Consider the following 18,945-nt stretch of genomic DNA (forward strand, 5'->3'; position numbering starts at 1 on the left):
TCAGCAAGGACACCCCCCGTGGGCTTTTCGACCATCTTCATCCGCCGCCCGATCGCCACTTCGTTGTTGATGGCCGGCGTCCTGCTGCTGGGCATCCTGGGCTACCGTCAATTACCGGTCTCGGCATTGCCGGAAATCGACGCGCCCAGCCTGGTCGTCACCACCCAGTATCCCGGCGCCAATGCGACCACCATGGCCTCGCTGGTCACCACGCCGCTGGAGCGCCAGTTCGGGCAGATCTCCGGCCTGCAGATGATGACCTCCGATTCGTCGGCGGGCCTGTCCACCATCATTCTGCAGTTCTCGATGGAGCGCGATATCGATATCGCCTCGCAGGATGTGCAGGCGGCGATCCGCCAGGCCACCCTGCCCTCTTCGCTGCCGTACCAGCCGGTCTATAACCGGGTCAATCCGGCCGATGCGGCGATTCTCACGCTCAAGCTCACCTCCGATTCGCTGCCGCTGCGCGAGGTCAACCGCTATGCCGATGCGATCCTGGCCCAGCGCCTGTCGCAGGTGCCGGGCGTGGGCCTGGTGTCGATCGCCGGCAACGTGCGCCCTGCGGTGCGCATCCAGGTCAACCCGGCGCAGCTATCGAACATGGGCCTGACCATGGAGTCGCTGCGCAGCGCGCTGACCCAGACCAACGTCAGTGCGCCCAAGGGCTCGCTCAACGGCAAGACCCAGTCCTACAGCATCGGCACCAACGACCAGCTCACCGACGCGGCGCAGTACCGCGAGACCATCATCAGCTACAAGGACGGCCGCCCGGTGCGGCTTGCCGACGTGGCCAACGTGGTCGATGGGGTGGAGAACGATCAGCTTGCCGCCTGGGCCGACGGCAAACAGGCGGTGCTGCTGGAGATCCGCCGCCAGCCCGGCGCCAACATCGTGCAGACGGTGGAGCAGATCCGCAACATCCTGCCGCAGCTGCGATCGGTGTTGCCGGCCGATGTGCATCTGGAGGTGTTCTCCGACCGCACCGAAACCATCCGCGCCTCGGTGCATGAGGTGAAGTTCACCCTGGTGCTGACCATCGCGCTGGTGGTGGCGGTGATCTTCGTGTTCCTGCGCCGGCTGTGGGCCACCATCATTCCCTCGGTGGCGGTGCCGTTGTCGCTGGCCGGCACCTTCGGGGTGATGGCCTTCGCCGGCATGTCGCTGGACAACCTGTCGCTGATGGCGCTGGTGGTGGCGACCGGGTTCGTGGTCGACGATGCGATCGTGATGATCGAGAACATCGTGCGCTACATCGAACAGGGCAAGAGCGGGCCGGAAGCGGCCGAAATCGGCGCCAAGCAGATCGGCTTCACCGTGTTGTCGCTGACCGTGTCGCTGGTGGCGGTGTTCCTGCCGCTGCTGTTGATGCCGGGCGTCACCGGTCGGTTATTCCACGAGTTTGCGTGGGTGCTGTCGATTGCAGTGGTCATCTCAATGCTGGTGTCGCTGACGTTGACGCCGATGATGTGCGCCTACCTGCTCAAGCCCGATGCCTTGCCCGAAGGCGAAGACGCGCACGAGCGCGCGAGCGCGGCCGGCAAGACCAACCTGTGGACGCGCACCGTGGGCGCCTATGAGCGCAGCCTGGACTGGGTGCTTGCCCACCAACCGCTGACCCTGGCCGTGGCGATCGGTGCGGTGGCGTTGACGGTGGTGCTGTATGTGGCCATTCCCAAGGGCTTGCTGCCCGAGCAGGACACCGGGCTGATCACCGGTGTGGTGCAGGCCGACCAGAACGTGGCGTTCCCGCAGATGGAGCAACGCACCCAGGCGGTGGCCGCCGCGTTGCGCAAGGACCCGGCGGTGACCGGCGTGGCAGCCTTCATCGGCGCCGGCACCATGAACCCCACGCTCAACCAGGGCCAGCTGTCGATTGTGCTGAAGACGCGCGGCGACCGCGAGGGCCTGGACGAGGTGCTGCCGCGCCTGCAGAACGCAGTGGCCGGCATTCCGGGCGTGGCCTTGTTCCTCAAGCCGGTGCAGGACGTCACCCTGGACACGCGGGTAGCCGCGACCGAATACCAGTATTCGATCTCGGACGTCGACAGCAGCGAGCTGGCCACCTGGGCCGGGCGCATGACCGAGGCAATGCGCAAGTTGCCCGAGCTGGCGGACGTGGACAACAACCTGGCCAACCAGGGGCGTGCGCTGGAACTGAGCATCGACCGCGACAAGGCCAGCATGCTCGGCGTGCCGATGCAGACCATCGACGACACGCTGTACGACTCCTTCGGCCAGCGCCAGATCTCCACCATCTTCACCGAGCTCAATCAGTACCGCGTCGTGCTGGAAGTGGCGCCGGAATTCCGCACCAGCACCGCCTTGATGAACCAGCTGGCGGTGGCCAGCAACGGCAGTGGCGCGCTCACCGGCACCAACGCCACCAGCTTCGGCCAGGTCACCTCGTCCAACTCGTCCACTGCCACCGGCGTAGGCGCGCAGAACACCGGCATCGTGGTCGGTGCCGGCAGCATCATTCCGCTGGCCGCGCTGGCCGAAGCCAAGGTCACCAACACGCCGTTGGTGGTGAGCCACCAGCAGCAGCTGCCGGCCATCACCATCTCGTTCAACCTGGCGCCGGGGCATTCGTTGTCGCAGGCGGTGGCGGCGATCGAAAAGGCGCGCGAAGAACTCAAGATTCCGACCCAGGTGCATGCGCAGTTCGTCGGCAAGGCCGCCGAATTCACCGGCAGCCAGACCGACATCGTGTGGCTGCTGCTGGCCTCGATCGTGGTGATCTACATCGTGCTGGGCGTGTTGTACGAAAGCTACATCCATCCGTTGACCATCATCTCCACGTTGCCGCCGGCCGGTGTCGGTGCGTTGCTGGCGCTGATGATGTGCGGGCTGAGCCTGTCGGTGGACGGCATCGTCGGCATCGTGCTGCTGATCGGCATCGTCAAGAAGAACGCCATCATGATGATCGACTTCGCCATCGACGCACGCCGCGAAGGGACGACTGCGCACGATGCGATCCGGCGCGCCTGCCTGCTGCGCTTCCGCCCGATCATGATGACCACCGCTGCCGCCATGCTGGGCGCGTTGCCGCTGGCGCTGGGCACCGGCATCGGCTCGGAACTGCGCCGCCCGCTGGGCATTGCGATCGTCGGCGGCCTGCTGCTGTCGCAGCTGGTCACGCTGTACACCACCCCGGTGATCTATCTGTACATGGAACGCGCCGGCGAGCGCCTGCGCGCATGGCGTGCGCGCCGCGCAGCGCGCCATGACGGCGCAACCCCGGCATCCACCTCGGAGCGATCGGCATGACGACTGCTGACGTCTTCGCTGATCGCTCTGCCTGCCCACGGCATCGCCTGCCCACACGCACGCGTGGAGGCCGCGCTGGCTGTTGCCTTTACCAATTCCCGAATCCCGATTCCCGATTCCCGGCACCACACCCATGAACATCTCCGCGCCCTTCATCAAGCGCCCGATCGGCACCTCGCTGCTGGCGATCGGTTTGTTCGTGATCGGATTGATGTGCTACCTGCGGCTGGGTGTGGCGGCGCTGCCGAACATCCAGATTCCGATCATCTTCGTGCACGCCACCCAATCCGGTGCCGACGCCAGCACCATGGCCTCCACCGTCACCGCGCCGCTGGAACGTCACCTGGGCCAGTTGCCCGGGATCGACCGCATGCGCTCGTCCAGCTCGGAGAGCAGCAGCCTGGTCGTACTGGTGTTCCAGAGCAGCCGCAACATCGATTCGGCCGCGCAGGACATCCAGACCGCGATCAACGCATCGCAATCGGACCTGCCCTCCGGGCTCGGAACGCCGATGTACTCCAAGGCCAACCCGAACGACGACCCGGTGATCGCCATCGCGTTGACCTCGGAGACGCAATCGGCCGATGAGCTCTACAACGTGGCCGATTCGCTGTTGGCGCAGCGGCTGCGCCAGATCACCGGCATCAGCTCGGTGGACATTGCCGGGGCATCCACCCCGGCAGTACGCGTGGACGTGGACCTGCGCGCACTCAATGCACTGGGCCTGACACCGGACGATCTGCGCAATGCGGTGCGCGCGGCCAATGTGACTTCGCCGACCGGATTCCTGTCCGACGGCAACACCACCATGGCCATCATCTCCAACGATTCGGTGTCCAAAGCCGCCGATTTTGCGCAGTTGGCGATCTCCACCCAGTCCAACGGGCGCATCGTGCGCCTGGGCGATGTGGCCACCGTTTACGACGGCCAGCAGGATGCCTATCAAGCCGCCTGGTTCGACGGCAAACCGGCGGTGGTGATGTACGCCTTCACCTGCGCCGGCGCCAACATCGTCGAAACCGTCGACCAGGTGAAGGCGCAGATTCCCGAACTGCGTAGCTATCTGCAGCCCGGCACCACGCTCACGCCCTACTTCGACCGCACACCCACCATTCGCGCCTCGCTGCACGAGGTGCAGGCCACGCTGATGATCAGCCTGGCGATGGTGATCCTGACCATGGCGCTGTTCCTGCGCCGGCTGGCGCCCACCCTGATCGCCGCTGTCACCGTGCCGCTGTCGCTGGCCGGCTCGGCGCTGGTGATGTACGTGCTCGGCTTCACCTTGAACAACCTCAGCCTGCTGGCGTTGGTCATTGCGATTGGCTTCGTGGTCGACGATGCGATCGTGGTGATCGAAAACGTCATGCGCCATCTGGACGAAGGCATGTCGCGCCTGGACGCGGCGTTGGCCGGTGCGCGCGAGATCGGGTTCACCATCGTCTCCATCACCGCCTCGCTGGTGGCGGTGTTCATCCCGATGCTGTTCGCCAGCGGCATGATCGGTGCGTTCTTCCGCGAGTTCACCGTGACGTTGGTGGCGGCGATCGTGGTGTCGATGCTGGTGTCGCTGACTTTGACACCGGCGCTGTGCAGCCGTTTCCTGTCGCCGCACGCCGAGCCTGAAAAACCCGGCCGTTTCGGCGCCTGGCTGGACCGCATGCACGAACGCATGCTGCGCGTGTACACGGTGGCGCTGGATTTCTCGCTGCGCCACGCCCTCCTGCTGTCGTTGACGCCGTTATTGCTGATTGCCGCCACCATCTTCCTGGGCAGTGCGGTCAAGAAGGGCTCGTTTCCCGCGCAGGACACCGGCCTGATCTGGGGCCGCGCCAATTCCAGCGCCGCGGTGTCGTTCGCCGACATGGTCAGCCGCCAGCGCCGCATCACCGACATGCTGATGGCCGACCCGGCGGTGAAAACCGTCGGCGCACGCCTGGGCTCCGGCCGTCAGGGCTCCAGCGCATCGTTCAATATCGAGCTCAAGAAGCGCGATGAGGGCCGTCGCGACACCACCGCCGAAGTGGTCGCGCGCCTGAGCGCCAAGGCCGACCGTTACCCGGACCTGGATCTGCGCCTGCGGGCGATCCAGGACCTGCCCAGCGACGGCGGCGGCGGCACCAGCCAGGGCGCGCAATACCGCGTGTCGCTGCAGGGCAACGATCTGGCGCAGCTGCAGGAATGGCTTCCCAAACTGCAGGCTGCGCTGAAAAAGAACCCGCACCTGCGCGATGTCGGTACCGACGTGGATACCGCCGGCCTGCGCCAGAACATCGTGATCGACCGCGCCAAGGCGGCGCGCCTGGGCATCTCGGTGGGCGCCATCGATGGGGCGCTGTATGGCGCGTTCGGCCAGCGCTCCATTTCCACCATCTATTCCGATCTCAATCAGTACAGCGTGGTGGTCAATGCATTGCCGTCGCAGACCGCCACCCCCAAGGCGCTGGATCAGATCTTCGTGCCCAACCGTGCCGGCCAGATGGTGCCGATCACCGCGGTCGCCACCCAGGTACCGGGCCTGGCGCCGCCGCAGATCATCCACGAAAACCAGTACACCACGATGGATCTGAGCTACAACCTGGCGCCGGGCGTCAGCACGGGCGAGGCGGACTTGATCATCAAATCCACCGTGGAGGGCCTGCGCATGCCCGACGGCATCCGCCTCAGTGGCGACGACAGCTTCAACGTGCAGCTCAGTCCCAATTCGATGGGCATCCTGCTGCTGGCCGCGGTGCTCACCGTCTACATCGTGCTGGGCATGCTCTACGAGAGCCTGATGCATCCGGTGACCATCCTGTCCACCTTGCCGGCCGCCGGCGTGGGCGCGCTGCTGGCGTTGTTCATCACCAACACCGAACTGTCGGTGATCTCGATGATCGCGCTGGTGCTGCTGATCGGCATCGTCAAGAAAAACGCCATCATGATGATCGATTTCGCGCTGGTGGCGCAGCGCGTGCATGGCATGGATGCGCGCGCAGCCGCACGCGAGGCTTCGATCGTGCGCTTCCGCCCGATCATGATGACCACGATGGTGGCGATCCTGGCCGCCGTGCCGCTGGCGGTGGGCCTGGGCGAGGGCTCGGAGCTGCGTCGCCCGCTGGGTATCGCGATGATCGGCGGGCTGGTGTTCTCGCAGAGCCTGACCCTGCTCAGCACCCCGGCGCTATACGTGATCTTCTCGTGCCTGAGCGAGCGCTGGAAGGCGCGTCGCGCACGTGCGCGCGCGCGCCGTGCAGAACGCGCAGCGGCGCGTCGCCCGGCCGCCCAAGCGCACTGAGGTTTCGCAAGCATCGGCCGCATTGCCGGGCAGTGCGGCCTGTTGGAGCAGCTGGCAAAGATCGCGCTCAGCACTCGGTGGGCGCGGCCGGTGATCGGAATCGGCATGTGCCGGCGCGTACACGCCATTGCGGTGTGCCACCCGCGCCTGACAACTGATCGCCATTGTTTCGGCTGCTCTCGGTGCATTCAGGGCCGACAATGCGGACGTGTTCGTGCGTACAGCGGTACGTGGTCTGATCCTGCGGCGCCCGTGCAGGCAAGCCCATGCGTGGCTTTGCCCACGCATGGGCGTACCGGCAACTGCCAGGTGCTCCGGCTGGTTGCCGGCGGCTCCAAACGATCGCGACTAATGCACCTGTTCGCGCTGGACGGTAGGCTGCGCTGGTTACGGTGCCTGCCCACTCGGGCATGACGCATCGACCCCGCACTGCGCCCGGACCTGATGGCCGACTGCATCGGCTTCGTCTCGACAGGACCGCACGCAGCAATCCGCGCTGTATCGCTCACGTGCTTCCAGAGGACTGCCCGGTGCAAGTCACACCCTACCTGTATTTCGAAGGCACCTGCCGCGCAGCATTCGCGCACTACCAACAGGTGCTGGGCGGCGAACTGATGTTGACGACGTACGCACAGATGCCCCCGCAAGCGGGATCTGACATGTCGATCGACGCTGCGGCAACCGACCTGGTGATGCACGTGACCCTCGCTGGGCCGAATGGCCCCTTGCTGATGGGCTCGGACATGCCGCCGGGCCAGCAGTTGGAGGGCGCCAGACCGGTGTCGGTCGGGCTCGGTTTCGACGATAACCTTGAGGCCGAACGCGCGTATACGGCATTGGCCGAGGGCGGTCAGGTGCAGATGGCGTTCGGCCAGACCTTCTGGGCAGAAGGCTTCGGCATGTGCACCGACCGCTTCGGCATCCAATGGCTGGTCAACGGCCGTGACCGGAGCGCCTGACCAACGCGCCACGCCGCAGGGCACCGCGGCATGACCACGCACGTTTTGGTCAACCTGCCGGTCGAGTTGCTACCGCGCTCGGTTGCCTTCTTCACCGTCATGGGCTTTACCTTCAATCCCGCCTACACCGATGCGAACGCCACCTGCCTGAGTCTGGGCGAGCACATCTTCGCGATGGTGCCGGTCAAACCGTTCTTTCGGGGCTTCAGCCATCAAGGCATCTGCGACATGGCCAATGCCGCAGAAACCATTACTGCGTCGGCGGTGGGCGCGCCGAGGTGGATGCGTTGGTGAGCAAAACGCGTGTGGCCGGTAGGCAGGTGCACAGCGCCGCGAAGCATGATGGCTTCATGGATCAACATGGGTTTGCCGCCCGGACGCCACGTGTGGCAGGTCTTCCATAGCAGCCGTATGCCAGGCTGAGGTGCAACGAGGCCGTCACAGCGCAGTGCAATACGGCGCGCAGCGCGCTACACCAGCAAGCCCTGCAAGGAGTCGCGCTCCAGCTGCGCGTACAGCGCGAATTCGTCATGCACCTGCGCGCCCAATGCCTGTTCGAAGCTGCGCTTGCTCGAGTGCGCGGCGTAGGCGCGCTGTTCTGCACCGCCCAGATTTGACTGGAAAATGCCGGCCGCACTCACCGGCAGGAAGTCTTCATAGATGATCGGGTCGGCGCTGACGAAGCCGAGCGCGATCGCCGTTTCTGCCGGCATGGCGGCCACCTGCGCGGGGTCGGCGCGGCCGGCGTCGGTGAGCGCATAGCGGAAATACCCCAGCCCTTCCTGCCGCAGCAACGCCTCGTCGTCGGGGAAGGCCACGAAGGCAGTCTGCAGCCGGGTGGCGTAATCGGTGCCGGTGCTGCCGGCACCATCGGCATCGCGCGCCTGCGCCAGCAGCGCGTCGTACAACGCGCGCCCCTTTGGCGTGAGGGCAAGGCCGCGCTGCTCGATCTCGCCAAAGCGTGCGGTATGGGTGCCGTGTTCCGCTTGCCCGTCATCGCCGACAAAACGCACCGGCTCTTCCAGCGCCTTGAAACTGGTCTGCCGCAACAGGATCGGCACGCGCCGACGCGGCGGCCCCTCGATCACCGCCTTGGCATCGATGCCGGCGCGTTGCATCTGTTCCTGCGCCGCATCGATGTCCAACGTGCGTGGCGTGAGGTGATTGATGTGCGGGCCGTGGAAGCTCACCACATCGGCAATCAACTTATGCGCCTGGCTCAGCGCGCGATAGGTCGGCAACGACACCGTGGCATCGCCATGCCAGCGGAAGGTTTCCAGCGCTTCGGCCACGAACTGCCGTGCCTGGTCGGCATCCAGCCCGCCCTGCTGTTCGTAGCGCTCGATCAACTGCAAGGCGCCGGCGGTAAAGATCTGTCGCTGCTGCAGGATCTGCTGCGCCTGTTCGCGCAGGGCGGCGTCTTCGATCAGTTCCAGCCGCAGCAGCGAGGTGAACACGCGAAACGGATTTGCCGACAGCGCCGCCTCATCGATCGGGCGGAACGCGGTGGAATGCACCGGCACGCCGGCCACCGACAGGTCGTAATAGCCCACCGGCTGCATGCCCATCACTGCGAACAACCGGCGCAAGGTGGCCAGTTCGGCCGCCGTGCCGACACGGATGGCGCCGTGCCGTTCCAGATCCAGCCGCGCGCGCTCGTCGTTGCGCTGCAGCCGCTGCGCCAGCGCCGGATTGGCCTGCAGCGTCTGTGCGTTGACCTGCGCCACCAGCGACATCAGATCGCCATACAACGGCACCTCGGTGCGATACATGTCCGACATCGCCTGGGCGAACCAGCTGCGGATCTGATCGGGAGAGACAAAGGCGGTATCGCGCATGGGCTGGTCTTGGGCAGGTGCCGGCCGAACGCCAGCGGTACCGCATTCTCGCCGACCGCGCCCTGCGTCGACCAGCGGCACGGCAGCATTGCAGGCGACGCGATTAGTGCGCAGACAGCCGCGCCATGCCGGGAAGTGCATGGCGCGACGACACAACGACCGCGTCAGAGCCCGGCCTGCGCCGCCGCTTCGGCCGCTTCGCTCGCCTGGCGCGCCGCTTCCAGGCGCTGCGCATGATCGCCGAGCTGCCGGCGCAGCAATGCATCCAGGGTGATCGGACGTTCCCAGCGGTCGTAGCTGGCGACGATGGCGTGCCTTAGCGCGCGCATGTGCAGGTTGTCCGGTGCCACCGACAGCCGCGCGACCACGCCCTCCCAGCCATCGCGATGGTCGCGGCTATAGGCGCGTACCGTGTCGCGGCACGACAGCTGTACGGTCTGCGCCCAGAAGCACGCGAAATAGATATCCCCGGCATGCCAGCCGTGCACTTGCAGCAGCGCCTGCACGTACGCGCGCGGCGTGCCGGTATAGCGCGCCACCTCGTCGATGAAGCTGGCCGGATAGCGCTGCGCATAACTGCCCATATCGGCCAGGTGCTGATCCACCCAGGCATCGCCGGTGCCTGGGGTCGCCGCTGGCGCCGGTTCTTCCGTAGCAGCTGCGGTCGCCGAGGCCGGCAAGGCCTGCGCGGCGCCCAGCGCCGGCCACAGCAATGCCACCAGCAATGGCACAGAGCGCAACATGGATGAGCGGGATACGGGCATGCAGCGATGATGCCGCATGCGTGCGGTGCTGTCAGGCGGACGCCGGATCAAGCGCCACTGCCGGGCGCCAGGCACATCCGCTTTTCAACGACCCACGCCTGGCGAGGAAGTGCACCGGAGCCCCCCAGTTACGCTATCGGGCATAGATGAGCGCGTCGGTCGCAGCGTCCCAGTGCGCTCTGGTGGCAACCAGCCCTTGCGATGGTCATCGACGTGCACGCAATCGAAGGTTTGGCGGAAAGATCGGATACTGCGAGCTGCCCGGCGATGCCGCACGATACGCCCGGTGGATGGCGCGAGCCATCCCCTGACTCCTAACGCAGGTCGTAAAACCCGAACTGTTGGACCTCGCGGCAACCGCTCAGATCGCAGGAGCCGATGTAGCCGGGACCGATGTAACGCTGGCGCGCGTCGCGGTTGTGCGGACTGCTGTATGGATCCGGACCATACAGGCCATTGCCATAGTAAATCTGGCCGTAGGGGCGATTGCGCGAGGCACCAAGGCGGAGTGGGCCGCCAACACCCCGATATCCGCCATCGCCCACGTCACGGTCATCGTACCCGGCGCCGACAAACCCGGCGCTACGATCGCGCTCGCTCGGTCGAGCCTGCAACCTGGCGACACTCTCGCCCCGCGCATCCACGTAGCCCTGCTCGCGATCGAAGCGCACGGTGCGGAAATACACTGGCTCACCACCCACCTGACGGGTCTGCAGGCGGACGTAGCGGCCGCCATCGTCGTAGTAAGGCTGCCCGTTGCGAAAGATGACTTCGCTCGGATGGATGATTTCTTCTTCCAGCTCGGCGGCAGCCAGTGGCGCGGCACCGATCAGCACCAAGAGCAACAAGGCCAGGCTGGCGCGCTGGGTCATGGACAACATGGTCATCGGCACTTCCTCCAAGCTCGGCCGCGCACGCAGGCAGGGCCGTGAACATCCTGTCGTTGGGCGCCATACAGCACCCGCATGTGACGCATCGGGCCAGATCAGTGTCGCCAGGCAGCGGCGACCCGGCCCAGCTTAGAGCGTGTTATGCACGTTGGGATGAGATGCGTTGGCCGCCAGCGATGCGGAGCGGGTGCTGCGCGGCGCCGGCTTGGCTGGCGCCAAGGCAAGCTCCGCGACGCGCACTCCGTGCCGCTGACGGCCAATCCTCCGGGGAGCACTCACCTCAACGTACATAACACGCTCTAGCCCTGCCGCCGCGCCAACGCATCCAGCGCCTGCACCGCTGCCGGCCAGCCGGCGGCGTCGGGCACTTCGCGCATGCGCGGTTCGTCGGCAGCCACACCATGCTCCTGTTCGTGCGCCCAGGTCACCGCGTAGGGGGTGTAGATGCCCCAACCGCCGATGGCCAGCACCGGCTCCACATCCGAACGCAGCGAATTGCCGATCATTGCAAACTGCTGCGCCGGCAAACCGAATTCGCCGAGCACACGCGCATAGGTCCGGGGGTCCTTTTCGGACACCACTTCCACGCGCGGGAACAGATCGCCCAGGCCAGATTGCTCGATCTTCTGCTCCTGGTGAAACAGGTCGCCCTTGGTGATCAGCACCACCTGATAATCGGCGGCAATCGCACCGACTGCCTCGCGTACGCCGGCAATCACTTCCACCGGATGCTGCAGCGTGGCACGGCCGATCTCGACGATGCGCTGGATATCGTGCGCGGCGATGCGCGCCTGGGTCAGTTCGATCGCGGTTTGATCATCGACAGCGTCATGCCCTTGGCGCCATACCCGAAGACCTTGAGGTTGCGCCGCTCCACTGCCAGCAGATGCTGCTGCATGCGACTGTCGCCCAGATCCAGATACGCGGCCAGGATCGCTTCGAAATCCGCTTCGGCAATGCGGTAATAGTCCTCGCTTTTCCAGAGGGTATCGTCGCCATCGAAGCCGACCAGTTGGATCGCCTGGCCGTCGCGCTGTGCAAGTGAGCTCATCGGGCAAGTTTAGCAGCGCATCGGTATTGCGCCGTGCTCAATCGCCTGCGGCATCGCCCGGGCCAGGCTGATAGCTGGCGAATTCCTCGCGCGATAGGCGCCCGTCGCCGTTGCTGTCCAAGCTGGAGAAGTTTTCGCGCAACACCGGGGCGGCGCTTGCCTCGGCCAGCGCCAGCGATCCGTCGGCGTCTGTATCCAGGCTACGGAAACTACGCGGTGCTAGGCTGCCGGCGGTGGCGGACGCCTCGGCACCGCTCGTGGACCTGGCGGGCCCGGGTGCGGTCGGCAGCAGGGGCGTGGTGGCCGGAGCCGGCGGATCGATCGGCAACGGCGACATCGCCGGTGTAGTGCTGCCAGCGGCTGCCGGCACCGACGTTGTCGGGGTGGCGGGTGGCAGTTCCGGCGGCGCGGCGAGCGCAGATACGGGGTTCGCCAACCCGAGCAGAAGTGCAAGACGTAAGTGCGACATGATGGATGAGCGCCCGACGTGGAACGGCTCACCCTAACGCGGCAGACGTCAACAAAACGGGAGCGACCCTGGCAGATCGCTCCCGCGTGTCCATCCTGTTGCTAGTACTGTCTTTTGCTGTTGCTGGTGCTGGTTATTGCCTGTCGCAGAGCGCTGACGGGGCTGTATGCCAGCGCTCTGCATGCATCACTTTCTCAAAACCTCATAGGTGCCTTGAGCGTCGCTTAGTTGCCCTGCGAGCCGGTGGCACCGCCCCCCTGCTGCTTGGCGACGAACGCCTTGTACTCATCCGGGGTCAGCTTGCCATCGGTGTTGCCGTCGGCCTGATCGAAGATCTGCGCAAGGCCGGCGTTGACCTGCGCTTCCTGCTTGCTGATGGCGCCATCGCTATCGGTGTCCACGCTGGCCCAGGTCTGGCCCCCACCGGAGCTTGCACCGCTCGACTGTGCCGCGGTGGCCGAACTGCCCGACTGCGCCGCTGCGTCTTGAGAGGTGCTTTGCGCCATCGCCGGCAGCGCCAGGGCGGCAGCAAGAGCGGCGGTAGCGGCGAGCAGCGAGGTGCGGTTGCGATTCTTCATTGGGGTGGTCTCCTTGTGCTTGGGAATGCGCGGTGTCGCCGCACATGGCACCACCCTACCCATCGCAAATGAACGCCCAACCCGGCGCAATTTCGCGCAGAACAGTCTTTTAACCACAGCCCGAATGTTTGCGGCTAACCGCCTGTTAGGCATGAGTGAGTCAAACCGAAGCGCTTCATTCAATGCATGAAAATTTGCGACCCGCCCCGCACTTTATGCCCCACGCTCAGGCACTTGGCGGGTCGTTTTCCCAGCTCCCGGAACTGAACAGCTTCCAACCAACCACCACGCCAGCGAGCGCGCCGGCCACTTCCAGCACCACGCGCGAGCCCAGTTCGTTGGGGTCGTGGATCTTGGCCAGCGCCAGGCGCGCATACAGCGGCGATTCCAGTCGCACGATGCTGGTATAGACGAGATGCCAGATGTCGTATCCGGCACCGATGGCCACGGCCAGCAGACACGCAATGCCCAGCGTGTGCCCATGGTTGAACTGCACCCGCCGCCCGCCCCGCTCCACCACCGCAAAGACCACCACGCCCAGGATGAGCGCAATCAGCCCGGCCTCCAGTGAACCGAGCAGGCCGAAATGCAGGGGCAAATTCATTGTGACGATCCAGGCAGCAGGCGCACCAGTCTAGCGGCTGCAGTGCCTGGATCGGCGCGCCTCGCAATGCAGGCGCCCTGAACGACCTGGAGACTGCCAGGGGCGATGGCGCAGCCGTGGCGACCTGCAGATGCAGGCGATTGCCGGCATCCGGACGCTGTCGGGCGCGCTACTGTCGCGCATCGCAACCACAGGCGGGCCAGATGCGGCCTGCGCAATGGCTCAGGCGTCGTCCTGACCACGCGCACGCACCTGCGCTTCGCCTTCTTCGTCCCAGCGCACGCTCACCGCAATCGGCTTGCAGCAGACCTGGCAATCTTCGATGTAATGCTGGTCGCCGCCTGTCAGATCCAGCGCCAGCGTGATCCACTCCCCGCAGTAAGGGCAGGCGATATCGACGAAGCGTTCCGGGTCGGACATGGCGGTTCCTTGGATCTGTCGAGGCAAGTGACCGGACGTGGCGGCGACGCCGGCCGGTGCTGCTGGCGGACATTGGAGTGTACGACTGGCGCTGTGCTGGTGCTTGCGCCGTGCCGGTGAGGCGACCGGTGCCAGCACGATCTGCATGAGGCGCGCGCGCGCCCGACCATGTAAGTGCGGCCGACGTCGACACGATGCCTGCCTCCACGGGTCTCGCGAGCAGCCAACCGATCGCGAGCACGATCAGATCGATCAGCGACCAAGAGCGTGTTGCCTGACCGCTGTCAGTCCACCGGAACATCGTAGGCCGTCTCTGGCGTGGGTTCGGGACGAAACGTGAAATGCCACCATTCCATCGGATAGTTGGTAAATCCTTCGGCAGCCATCGCCTGCAGCAGGCGCTGGCGGTGCGTGCGTTGCGCTGCGCTGATGTCGGGCGCGTCGGTGTGCGCCCGCGCATCGAAGAAATCGAATCCTGTGCCCATGTCCACTGCACGGCACCCGCCCGGCCGGCACTCCAGCAAGCCCAGGTCCAGCGTCGCGCCACGGCTGTGCCCGGAGGTGGGCGCAATGTAATCGCCCAGCAGTGCGCGCTTGTCCACCCGCGGGTAGTACTGCGGCTTGGTCGCCTGATCCTGCAGATCCGCAGCCCAGGTAACGAATGCCTTCACCGACCGCACCGGCCGATAGCAATCGAACACCTGTAGCCGATAGCCCTCGGCCTTGAGCGTCTGCGCTACCCGTGCCAATGCGTCGGCAGCCGGGCGCAACAGGTAACACCGCGGCGCGTCATAGCCCGGTACCACCCGGCCGGTGAAGTTGTTGCTGCTCGCATACCGCATGTCCAATGCGATGTCCGGCGCAAGGGCGTGCACGTCCACAAGGCCGGCCTCTGCCGCGGTCCTTGCCGAGGACACATGCACCTGGCCGGCGACTAGCGCACATGGCGCCACGGCGCTCATCAGCAAGACGCCTTGAGCAACACATTGCCGCCAGCAGCGCCCATTTCGAAACAGCAGGTTGTCCGTCATTTCCGTTCCCTTGCAAGATGCCGCATTTCCGCGGCAGGTCATGCTGCGCGTCTTTCGCCGCTGGCCACAGCATGGCGCGCTCCCTGTGCGCCTAGTGGTCGTCGCCTTCAGTTGGCTCAAGCGCCGGTCGCGAGCCAGAAAGTCTCGCGTGGTTGGTCATCGCAGACAGGATGCGCAGATCTTCGGCATCCAGGGTGGTGGCGCTGTTGCCGCGGTAATGGCGGTGAAACGCCTGCAGGGTGGCGGCGGGATCGTCGATGCTGTAGCCGATCAGGGCAAGCGCCTGCCATGGGTCGAAACCTTCCGGGGCTGCGGGCGCGTCGGCCGCGGGCCAGCGGCCGAAACCGGCGTCGGCCAGGCGCCTCCAGGGGAACAACGGCCCGGGGTCGTTCTTGCGCGTCGGGGCCACGTCTTCGTGGCCGACGATCTGCGTGCGTGGAATACGCAGACGCTGACACAGGTCGTCCAGCAACACCAGCAGGCTGTCGATCTGCGCCGGTGCGAACGGCTCGCTGCCGTCGTTGTCCAGTTCGATGCCGATCGAGGCCGAATTGATGTCGGTGATGGTGCCCCAGCGACCGGCCCCGCCGTGCCAGGCGCGCTGCCCATCGCTGACCAATTGGTAGCGCTGCCCGTCTTCGCCGATCAGGTAGTGCGCACTGACGCGACCACCGCTGTTGCGGCCGCGCAGGGTACTCAGGCTTTGCCGGACTGAATGCTGGTCGGTGAAGTGCAACACGATCAGGATCGGTCGCCGCGTGTCGTAATTGGGCGATGGCACCCACTGCGCCAGCGGATTGCGCTGCGGGGCGTGGGCACAGGCGCCCAGCGACAGCGCGGCCAGGCAAACGGCGGTCCGCAGCCAGGCCGATGACGAGAGAGAAAAGCTGGGCAGCACGGATTGCTCCTGGGAAGGCCGGACGACCTGCGCATCACCATTATCGGCCGAGTCGTGCTTGCGCGGCCGTCTGCCGATGGGACCGTCGGCAGCGCGGTGGCCTTGCGCGCTGCCATCGTTAGTCGCAGGTGGTGTCTCGCAGCTTGGCAAGCATCGCCGTTGCGAAGACGGCAGTAGCGGCCACTCGCGTATCTACGGCTGCGGCAAAGAGGGTCACGGGCTTCCTGCACGCTCCGCACCAACGCGCCCCCAAACGTCCACTGCCGGCGAGAGTCGTCACGCAGCTCGGACATGTGGATACGCTCTGCGCCGCATGCCACTATCGGCCTTGCCTCGCAGCGCGCCAGCGGCTGCCTTCCTCCCGAGCCCTGCATGCCATTGTCGCGCCACCTGCTGATGTTGCTGCTGATCGCGCTTGCCCTTCCCAGCGGCACCGCACCAGCGCCTGCTGCCACGCCGGCCGCGCAAGCACCGCCCTTTGTCGTCAGCGATGCACAGCTCACCGCAGAGTACTGGATCCGGCGCAGCCGCAACGCGCAGCTGCCGAGGATCGACCCCGCGCAGATCGCTGACGTCAATGCACGCCTGCTGCGCGGCGATGCATCGATGCACGACATCGCGCAGCTTCCCCAGATACTGCCCGCAACCGACGTGAGAGCGCGCATCGACGCGTTATCGGCCATGCCGACACGTCCGCTGTACGACGCGGACGGGCGGCGTCTGGATACCGCACGCTTGGCGGCATTGCGCACGGCCTTGGCATTGGATGCGATACCCGCACAGGTGCCACTGCGCTTTGCGCTGGTCGTCACACGTGGCGCGTTGCGGACCTTTCCCACTGCCCAGCGTGTGTTTACCAGTGCTGACGACCGCGATATCGACCGCTTCCAGGAATCGGCGCTGTATCCCGGCACGCCGGTGGCGGTCCTGCACGGCAGTGCCGATGGCGCGTGGAAGTTCGTGGTCGCCGCCAATTACGCCGCGTGGATCGCAAGCACGCAGATTGCCGAGGGCAGCCGCACCGAGGTGCTGAATTACGCACAACGCGGCCCGCGCCTGATCGTTACCGCAGCCCGCGCGCAGACCGCCTACACGCCCGAAAACCCAGCCGTTTCTGCACGCGCACTGGATATGGGCACCAGCCTGCCCTTGCTCGGCGACTGGCCGCCGCAGCAGCCAGTCAACGGACAGTTGCCGCTAGCGGCCCACGTGGTGCAATTGCCGGTGCGCAGTGCCGATGGGCGTCTGCAGCTGGTGCCTGCATTGATGCCGCGCGGCGCCGATGTGCGCATCGGCGCCTTGCCCGCCACCGACGCCGCACTGCTCCGGCAGGCCTTCAAATTCCTTGGCGAACGCTATGGCTGGGGCAACGATTACGATGCGCGCGATTGCAGCGGCTTGGTGCTGGATGTCTATCGCAGCCTCGGCCTCGCGCTGCCTCGCAATACCGGCGACCAGGCGCGCAGCACGGTGTTGCACAGTGTCACGTTCGACGCTGGCGCACCGTTGGCGCAACGCCTGCAACAGCTCGCACAGCTGCAGGTTGGCGATCTGGTCTACATTCCAGGCCATGTGATGCTGGTGATCGGCCATGCAGGCGGTGCGCCATGGGTGATCCATGATGTGGCCGGGGCCAGTTACCGCGCGGCCGACGGCAGCGTGCAGCGCGCGCGTTTGAATGGTGTGTCGGTCACCCCATTGCTGCCCTTGCTCGCCAGCGATGGCACTGCATTCATCGACCACATCACCCGCATTCAACGCGTTTTTCCAACGGGCCCCTTATGAAGATCACCGGCTTCCGGCTTGGCATGGTGCGCGTACCCCTGAAAACACCGTTCAAGACAGCCGTGCGCACGGTGCAGGCAATCGAGGACGTGGTGGTGCTGTTGCAGACCGACAGCGGCCACATCGGGTACGGCGCCGCACCCGCCACCGCGCCCATCACTGGCGATACCCATGGCAGCATCATTGCCGCGATCCAACACTGCATCGGCCCCAAGCTGATTGGGCAGGACGTGGCCGATCTCAACCGGCTATGCGGGCTCGTTCAACACGCGCTCGAACGCAACACCAGCGCCAAGGCCGCCGTGGAGATCGCACTGTACGATCTGTGGGCGCAGGGTTTTGGTGCGCCGCTGTACCAGTTGCTCGGTGGCGGCACGCCGCGCGTCACGACCGACATCACCATCAGCGCCGATACCATCGCCACCATGGTGGCGCAGGCGCAAGCGGCGCTCGCGCACGGCTATCGCGCACTGAAGATCAAGGTCGGCAAGGACATCGAGTCGGATGTCGAACGCGTCACGGCAATTCATGCGGCAGTCGCTGGGCGCCATCGCTGCGGCTGGATGCCAATCAAGGCTGGACGCCCAAACAAGCGGTGCGCACCATGCGTACGCTGGAAGATGGCGGCATCGCGCTGGAGCTGCTGGAGCAGCCGGTCAAAGCCGCCGACCTCGACGGGCTCGCCTTCGTCACCGCACGCATCGACACGCCGGTGATGGCCGACGAGAGCGTCTTCTCGCCTACGCAGGTGATCGCGCTGATTCAGCGTCGCGCCGCCGACATCATCAACATCAAACTGATGAAGACCGGCGGGCTGTCCAATGCCATCCGCATCGCCGACATCGCCGGGTTGTATGGATTGCCATGCATGATCGGCTGCATGATCGAATCCAGCATCAGCGTGTCCGCCGCGGTGCATCTGGCGGTGGCCAAGGCCGACAGCATCACCCTGGCCGATCTGGATGCACCTGCGCTTGGGCAGTTCGACCCCACCGAGGGTGGCGTGCGATTCGACGAGGCGCAGATCCACATCGACGATTCGCCGGGACTGGGCATCCGCCGCATTCATGGGCTGGAACTGTTGCCGGCGTGAGAGCGGCCGACGCGGTGCGGCGAA

At 65.8% G+C, this 18,945-nt stretch carries 14 protein-coding genes and 2 pseudogenes; 6 read left to right on the forward strand and 10 right to left on the reverse strand.

The annotated features are described in order from the left end of the window. Positions 1-18 precede the first annotated feature (18 nt). The 4 genes from ACCQ00_RS18660 (at position 19) to ACCQ00_RS18675 (ending at position 7,794) form a co-directional block, all read left to right on the forward strand. Positions 19-3,267: an efflux RND transporter permease subunit gene (locus ACCQ00_RS18660; RefSeq protein ID WP_039583702.1), complete on the forward strand. Its 3,249-nt coding sequence runs from the start codon at positions 19-21 to the stop codon at positions 3,265-3,267. A 133-nt stretch (positions 3,268-3,400) separates the two neighbouring features. Then, positions 3,401-6,541, forward strand: coding sequence for an efflux RND transporter permease subunit (locus ACCQ00_RS18665; RefSeq protein WP_039568741.1), 3,141 nt, complete (start codon positions 3,401-3,403; stop codon positions 6,539-6,541). 530 nt (positions 6,542-7,071) lie between these two features. Beyond that, positions 7,072-7,500, forward strand: a complete 429-nt coding sequence (locus ACCQ00_RS18670; RefSeq protein ID WP_022560154.1) for a VOC family protein — start codon at positions 7,072-7,074, stop codon at positions 7,498-7,500. Between the two features lie 30 nt (positions 7,501-7,530). Next, positions 7,531-7,794, forward strand: coding sequence for a VOC family protein (locus ACCQ00_RS18675; RefSeq protein ID WP_022560155.1), 264 nt, complete (start codon positions 7,531-7,533; stop codon positions 7,792-7,794). A gap of 176 nt (positions 7,795-7,970) precedes the next feature. Here ACCQ00_RS18675 and hglS read toward each other — a convergent pair whose 3' ends face one another. The 10 genes and pseudogenes from hglS to ACCQ00_RS18725 all read right to left on the reverse strand — a co-directional run bounded on the left by hglS (position 7,971) and on the right by ACCQ00_RS18725 (position 16,043). Continuing rightward, complete coding sequence (gene hglS / locus ACCQ00_RS18680) at positions 7,971-9,338, reverse strand: 2-oxoadipate dioxygenase/decarboxylase HglS (protein ID WP_022560156.1); 1,368 nt, start codon at positions 9,336-9,338, stop codon at positions 7,971-7,973. 164 nt (positions 9,339-9,502) lie between these two features. After that, a complete protein-coding gene (locus ACCQ00_RS18685) occupies positions 9,503-10,120 on the reverse strand; it encodes a hypothetical protein (protein WP_042675887.1) in 618 nt (205 codons plus the stop codon). Between the two features lie 296 nt (positions 10,121-10,416). Further along, complete coding sequence (locus tag ACCQ00_RS18690; RefSeq protein WP_033481325.1) at positions 10,417-10,989, reverse strand: hypothetical protein; 573 nt, start codon at positions 10,987-10,989, stop codon at positions 10,417-10,419. Positions 10,990-11,291: 302 nt separating this feature from the next. Continuing rightward, positions 11,292-12,043 (reverse strand): annotated as a pseudogene (locus tag ACCQ00_RS18695) (HAD family hydrolase). Positions 12,044-12,080: 37 nt separating this feature from the next. After that, positions 12,081-12,479 carry an EF-hand domain-containing protein gene (locus tag ACCQ00_RS18700; protein ID WP_033481324.1) on the reverse strand — a complete coding sequence of 133 codons (399 nt, stop codon included), beginning with the start codon at positions 12,477-12,479 and terminating at the stop codon, positions 12,081-12,083. 257 nt (positions 12,480-12,736) lie between these two features. Continuing rightward, positions 12,737-13,090 carry an EF-hand domain-containing protein gene (locus tag ACCQ00_RS18705; protein ID WP_005923024.1) on the reverse strand — a complete coding sequence of 118 codons (354 nt, stop codon included), beginning with the start codon at positions 13,088-13,090 and terminating at the stop codon, positions 12,737-12,739. Positions 13,091-13,316: 226 nt separating this feature from the next. Beyond that, the gene (locus ACCQ00_RS18710; protein ID WP_022560161.1) at positions 13,317-13,694 is read right to left on the reverse strand and encodes a hypothetical protein; all 378 of its coding nucleotides are present in this window, start codon (positions 13,692-13,694) and stop codon (positions 13,317-13,319) included. Positions 13,695-13,916: 222 nt separating this feature from the next. Continuing rightward, complete coding sequence (locus ACCQ00_RS18715; RefSeq protein ID WP_022560162.1) at positions 13,917-14,114, reverse strand: CPXCG motif-containing cysteine-rich protein; 198 nt, start codon at positions 14,112-14,114, stop codon at positions 13,917-13,919. 284 nt (positions 14,115-14,398) lie between these two features. Next, complete coding sequence (locus ACCQ00_RS18720; RefSeq protein WP_039575643.1) at positions 14,399-15,145, reverse strand: M15 family metallopeptidase; 747 nt, start codon at positions 15,143-15,145, stop codon at positions 14,399-14,401. A gap of 91 nt (positions 15,146-15,236) precedes the next feature. Further along, the gene (locus ACCQ00_RS18725) at positions 15,237-16,043 is read right to left on the reverse strand and encodes an N-acetylmuramoyl-L-alanine amidase (RefSeq protein WP_039575646.1); all 807 of its coding nucleotides are present in this window, start codon (positions 16,041-16,043) and stop codon (positions 15,237-15,239) included. 372 nt (positions 16,044-16,415) lie between these two features. Between ACCQ00_RS18725 and ACCQ00_RS18730 the strand changes: the two genes are divergently transcribed. Together ACCQ00_RS18730 and ACCQ00_RS18735 are read left to right on the forward strand one after the other, a co-directional pair. Beyond that, positions 16,416-17,828, forward strand: coding sequence for a C40 family peptidase (locus ACCQ00_RS18730; protein WP_033481323.1), 1,413 nt, complete (start codon positions 16,416-16,418; stop codon positions 17,826-17,828). Beyond that, a pseudogene (locus tag ACCQ00_RS18735) lies at positions 17,825-18,921 on the forward strand (dipeptide epimerase). Before ACCQ00_RS18730 ends, ACCQ00_RS18735 begins: the two are co-directional and overlap by 4 nt. Positions 18,922-18,945 lie beyond the last annotated feature (24 nt).

The sequence above is a fragment of the Xanthomonas sp. NCPPB 3761 genome, from assembly GCF_041475705.2.
Classification (GTDB): Bacteria; Pseudomonadota; Gammaproteobacteria; order Xanthomonadales; family Xanthomonadaceae; genus Xanthomonas; species Xanthomonas phaseoli.